The sequence below is a fragment of the Sandaracinobacteroides sp. genome (genome assembly GCF_057137845.1).
In genome coordinates this window covers 1-4780 of record NZ_DBNHFX010000219.1, presented here as the reverse complement: position 1 = coordinate 4780, position 4780 = coordinate 1, and the positions used below count along the sequence as shown (strand labels likewise).

General features: G+C 67.6%; 4 protein-coding genes. 2 read left to right on the top strand and 2 right to left on the bottom strand.

Going from position 1 to position 4780, the window contains the following annotated elements:
- The coding region (locus tag AC16JP_RS11695) for a phage antirepressor N-terminal domain-containing protein (protein WP_484340793.1) at window positions 1–948 on the top strand (948 nt) is incomplete at its 5' end.
- Complete coding sequence (locus AC16JP_RS11690) at window positions 941–1300, top strand: hypothetical protein (RefSeq protein ID WP_484340792.1); 360 nt, start codon at window positions 941–943, stop codon at window positions 1298–1300. The genes AC16JP_RS11695 and AC16JP_RS11690, both read left to right, overlap by 8 nt.
- A gap of 210 nt (window positions 1301–1510) precedes the next feature.
- Here the strand turns inward: AC16JP_RS11690 and AC16JP_RS11685 are convergent, their stop codons facing one another.
- Together AC16JP_RS11685 and AC16JP_RS11680 are read right to left on the bottom strand one after the other, a co-directional pair.
- The gene (locus tag AC16JP_RS11685; protein ID WP_484340791.1) at window positions 1511–3796 is read right to left on the bottom strand and encodes a DUF935 domain-containing protein; all 2286 of its coding nucleotides are present in this window, start codon (window positions 3794–3796) and stop codon (window positions 1511–1513) included.
- A gap of 2 nt (window positions 3797–3798) precedes the next feature.
- Window positions 3799–4780: phage terminase large subunit family protein (locus AC16JP_RS11680; protein WP_484340790.1), on the bottom strand; the 982-nt coding region annotated here is incomplete at its 5' end.

Sequence of the window (4780 nt, the reverse complement as noted above, 5' to 3'; positions counted from 1 at the left end):
GCCGCCGATTGCCCCTTGATCTGCCGCCCGCCATGCGCCACTATCCGCACGGTGCTTCAAAACACCGACGTAGCGGCGGCGATCCACGAAAGCGATGCATTCAACGCAAGAATATGCATCCGGTCCGGTTCCCGCCGGGAGTGTGCGGCTACAAGACCCGCAAGGGGAAGAAGCACGCCCAACTACGTCTGGGTTTTGAGCTCCCGGCGACCATGCCGTTCCGTGGTCGGGCCGGGCGGTGCGTATGCCGCCGCCCGGCATCCCCATCAAAAGGGAGATGTAGCGATGACGATGTTGACCACCCCTATACGGTTCGGCGCCTGGACCGGCACCGCCTTTTACCACCAACACCGCTGGTGGACCGCGCCGCGCCCGATCTGCGAATTTCTGGGCCTCAGCTGGCGTGCCCAACGCCGGGTAATCCAGCGCTCGCCAGGCCTGACAGTCGGGGCTTTTAAAGCCCCCGCTGCCGATGGCAAATTCTACGAAACTTGGATGCTGCCGACCGCCGATATCGGCCTGTGGCTGGTGCAGGTCAGCCCTTCGAAGGTCGGCGAGGCAGCGCGTCTGGCGTTGATCGACATGCAGGACCATTTGCGCGCCGCCATCGAACAGCAGATCAACGCCGCGTTCGGAATTCCCAGCCCCGCCGATCTGCAAGACCTGCTGGCAGCGCCGGTGCCCGACGATGCCGCGCAGTCGGTGATCCTGGATGCGCGCGGCCTGCTGCTGGCAGAACCCGGCGTGGCGCGCGCGGCGCTGATGTTCAGGCTGGGGCTGCCCGGCACCAAGGTCGGGGCGCTTCTGGGCCGCAGCGCTTACTGGGCGAACAAGCGCCGGAGATCGCTGATCGATCTGTTCGTGCTGGAACCGCGCAAGCCTGTGGTGCGGCTGCCGGCCAATGATGGCCAGATCGATCTGTTCGGGCAGGAGGCGCACCATGGCTGAGGGCTTCCACATGCCGACCGACGACAGCCTGGCGCGCGATCTGGCGAACGAGATAAGCTGGCTCTCCGGCATCGCCGACGATGTGGATGGCCTGATGCTGGATGGCCACATCAAGGCGCTGGATGCGCTGACGTCGCTAAGCAGTCTGACGTCGCCACAGCGCGGCGAGATGGACATCACCCTGTTCGAAGGCATTTTCGCCATGCTGAAGGGCGAGGCGATGCGGATCAGGCTGCGCGCCAGCCTTTCCGCATATGAAGCGGCGTTTTTGCAGGCGGCGGTTGGTGGCGCCGCGCGCGAAATCTGCCGCCAGCGCCGCGAACGCCCGCCGGGGCAGAACCGGGCCGCCTGAACCCCGGCCATCGCGCCGTTCGGGGCGTCCGGGCAACCGGGCGCCCCTTTTTCTGGCCCGCTGGCAGCGGTGATCGCCATCAATTGCATTCCCCGCCCGCCGGGATTATACAGGCGGTCCGTCCGGGAAGCCCCGTCTGGCTGCGTTCGCTTCGGCGTTCACTCGGTGCCACGTGGGCATGGGATCCACGCCGGGCGGTTACTCCCCCCATCATTTTGCCTTTCGTAACCGCTGGCTGACGGCCATTTTCCTCTCAAGGTCTTCGGCGCTCGTCCGACGATAGGAAACAAGAAAGGCGCTCTCTCCGTCGCGGGTCCGCTTCACCACCGCATACCATGGATCGCCATCGCGCCAGTCGATTGCCTGGAACACGCCGCCTTGCTCCAGCCGCAACTCTCCATGGTTCACCATGGTCGAAACATATCGATAGTCCGTCAGCAACACTTCCGGGTGTTTCCGAATCTGCTTCCGCAAGGTGGCCGCCGAAAGGCGCAGGCTGGGCGATCGCACTTCCAGCAGGCGCGCGCTTTCATCGGTCAGCCGCGCGATTTCCACATGCTCGCGCCCGTCCTGCACCGCCAGCCGCCGCAGGCCGCGCGGGCCGATTCCCTCCTCCGCGAAGCGCCCCTTTTCCCGTTGGCGCCGTCGCGCCACATCGGCAAGTTTTGCCCGCGTATCGTCGGAATGGGCGGCCAGCGCTTCATTTGCCGCCGATCGGGCGGCGGCTGTTTCCGCCCGCGCCAGCAGGCTGCCGCGCGCCACCGCGTTTTCCAGCGCCGCCGTATCGGTTGCCGCCAGCGTGGCGGTGATCGCCGCCAGCGCATCTTCATAGCTGGCCGCCCCGCCGGCCGCCGCCAGCAGCGGATCGGCGACGGGCGTCAGGATTTCCTCCCACTCTTCCGCCAGCAGCGCCGCGATTTCATCTTCGGCGGCGGGTTCGCCGGTTCCGGCCGGCGGCAGGTGCGCGGCCATCGCGGCGGCGATTCCGGCCATTATTGCCGCCCGCAGGCCGTTTTCCGGCCCGCCGCGCATCCGCGCATCGCCGGTGGCGGGCGGACATAGCGAATAAGGGGGATAAGAGGCCATTAAGAACCGGGTCGAAGCCGTTTCAGGTATCTGCAGGCCACTTGCCCCCTTTCGGCGCTGTACGGGGCTTATTTCGGCCCGCCCCGTTTCGCCATCGGCGGCATCCGGCCAGCGCAGCAGTTCCGCCCCTTCGCCCTTTGGCGCATCCGGCAGGCCCAGCCGGTCGGCGATCACGCTCATTTCCACCCGGCCGCCCAGTTCCACGAAGGTGCGCACCGCCGGCATCATCTGCCCGGCGTCCCATTCCTCGGCCCGGCCCAGCCGGATCTTCGGCACGCCGGCATCGGGGCCGAAATTCAGCCGCACCATGGGTGTTGCGATGTCGCGGGTCAGGCTTGCGCCCAGCAGCCGCGCGTCGGCGCGTTCGATGTCGGCGCGCACGTCGCCATGTTCGCGGCCGCTGCCAAGGCCGCCCACATCGGCATCGGTGGTGGCGGTTTCGCCCAGCACCGCCTTCGATATCTGCCTGTCCAGAAACGCCGCCATGCGTTCGTAAAGGTCGCCGCCGCCCGCTTTGCCGTCCACCAGTTCGATCGCCATGGATTCCGGGATCACGGCCGCCGCGTCTTCGCCCATGCCGGCCACGGCGCGCAGCAAGGTTGCGATCTGGTCCTCGGTCGCACCGGCCGGATAGCGGCCGATGCGGAACGGCCGGCCATAGATTTCGGCGAAGGCCAGCCAGTCCTTCACGGCATAGTTCTTGAACAGCCACGCCCAGGCGACGGCCCGCGCCAGCCCGCCGCGCACCGGCAGGCCGGATTTCGCGGGATGCAGGTGGAACAGGAATTTGCCCGGCGGCAGCGGCACGCCCTGGCTGTGGCCATCCCGGGCATCAGCGCCTTCGAAGCCGCCTTTCAGCAGCGGCGTTTCCCCATCGGCGCGGTGGAAGGCGAACCAGCGCGGGTGGCGCCACTTCAGCTTTTCCGGAAACCACAGCCTGCCATCGCGGTTCCAGATGATTTCGCTGGCGGAATAGCCCTTGCCGATCGCATCCAGCACATCGAACAGCTCCGCTTCCAGAATGTCGCGCGAAGCCCATTCGCGGATGAAGTCCGCCGCCTTCTGGTCGGCGGCGCCGTCGCCTGCGGCCTCCACCGTGATCGGCAACTGCACCACCTGCCGCTTTCGTTTCGAAAGCACGCCCAGATAGTGCAGGTCTTTCTCCTCCATCGCCTCGGCCAGATCCAGATAGCCGTCGGCGTCGCCGGTCTCGGCCTCGCGCAGCAGCAGGCCCAGCGCCTCGGGCGTCAGGCCGCCGGGATGAAAGCCGCCGGCCAGCCCGCGCAGCCGCGCGGTGTCGGCCGCCGATATCTCGGCCTGCAGCAGGGCGGCGTCGGCGGGCGCGGCCGCCCGCGACGTCGCCGCCTGGTTGATGCGCCGGCGGTAAGCTTCGGGCGAGATCACCGCCATTTTCAGAATCCCTTTCCTGTTTTGCGGCCGCCGGCCCGGAAATCGCCGGCATGGTCCGGTCGCCAGAAATCCCGGCCGCCGCCGCCGGCCGTGGCCGTGCGCGCCAGCGGGCGGTAATCGAACTCGGCCGGCGGCAGGTCGCCCAGCAGGCTGGCGATGCCCGCCGCCCAGAACCTGTCCGAGTGGACTTCATCCTTCGCGTTCACGATCCGTACCTGCCCGCCGGGGGCCGGCAGCTTCTTGATCGCCAGAAAATCGGCGCGGATGATCGGGTCGCGCGGAATCCGCAACCGCACCCGCTCGATGCGGGTGGCAAGGCTAAGGGCGATGTCCAGCCTGGTCGAACCCTGCAGCAGGAACCCCTTCACCCGGTGCCGGCCGTGCAGGCGCTGCAGATCCTCGACAACCTTTTCCCCCATGCCGCCTTGGTCGATCCCGGCCTGCATGATCCGGCGATTCTGCATCAGCCAGTTGAAAAACGCATCCTGCTCGTCGAAGCTGCGGCCGGTTTCTTCATAGCGATCGCGCAGCACCAGCGTGTCGGCCACCTGTTCCAGGCACCAGATGATCTGTCCGTCGCGGCGTCGCGCCACGTCGCGGCCGATCACGCACAGCCCGCCCCGATACAGTTCCGGGCGGCCGGCCTCGTCGTCCTCGCAGGCGGCCAGGCACTGCAGGTCGATCAGGCTGCCCGCGCCGGTCGACGGGATCACGTCCAGTTCCTCGGCGGCGCTGTCGCCATAGAAAGCGCGGATGCCGGCGATGAATTCGGCCCTGGCCGCGATCGGCTTGCCGCGCGCGGCGAACACCTCGGCCATGCGCTCGTACAGGCCGGATGCAATGGCGTCGTCGAAGGTGATGCGGAACAGCTTCGCCGGCTGCCGGCCGGCGCGCACATCTTCCACCAGCCGGTTGAACGGGTTCGCCACCCCGTCGTGGGTGGAAATCACCACCACCTGGCCGCCCCACATCAGCAGCGCCAGC

What these genes read in the sequence shown, in the direction of transcription:
- AC16JP_RS11685 (WP_484340791.1), bottom strand. Translation starts at nt 3,796, where the DNA reads ATGGCGGTGATCTCGCCCGAAGCTTACCGCCGGCGCATCAACCAGGCG.
- AC16JP_RS11690 (WP_484340792.1), top strand. Translation starts at nt 941, where the DNA reads ATGGCTGAGGGCTTCCACATGCCGACCGACGACAGCCTGGCGCGCGAT.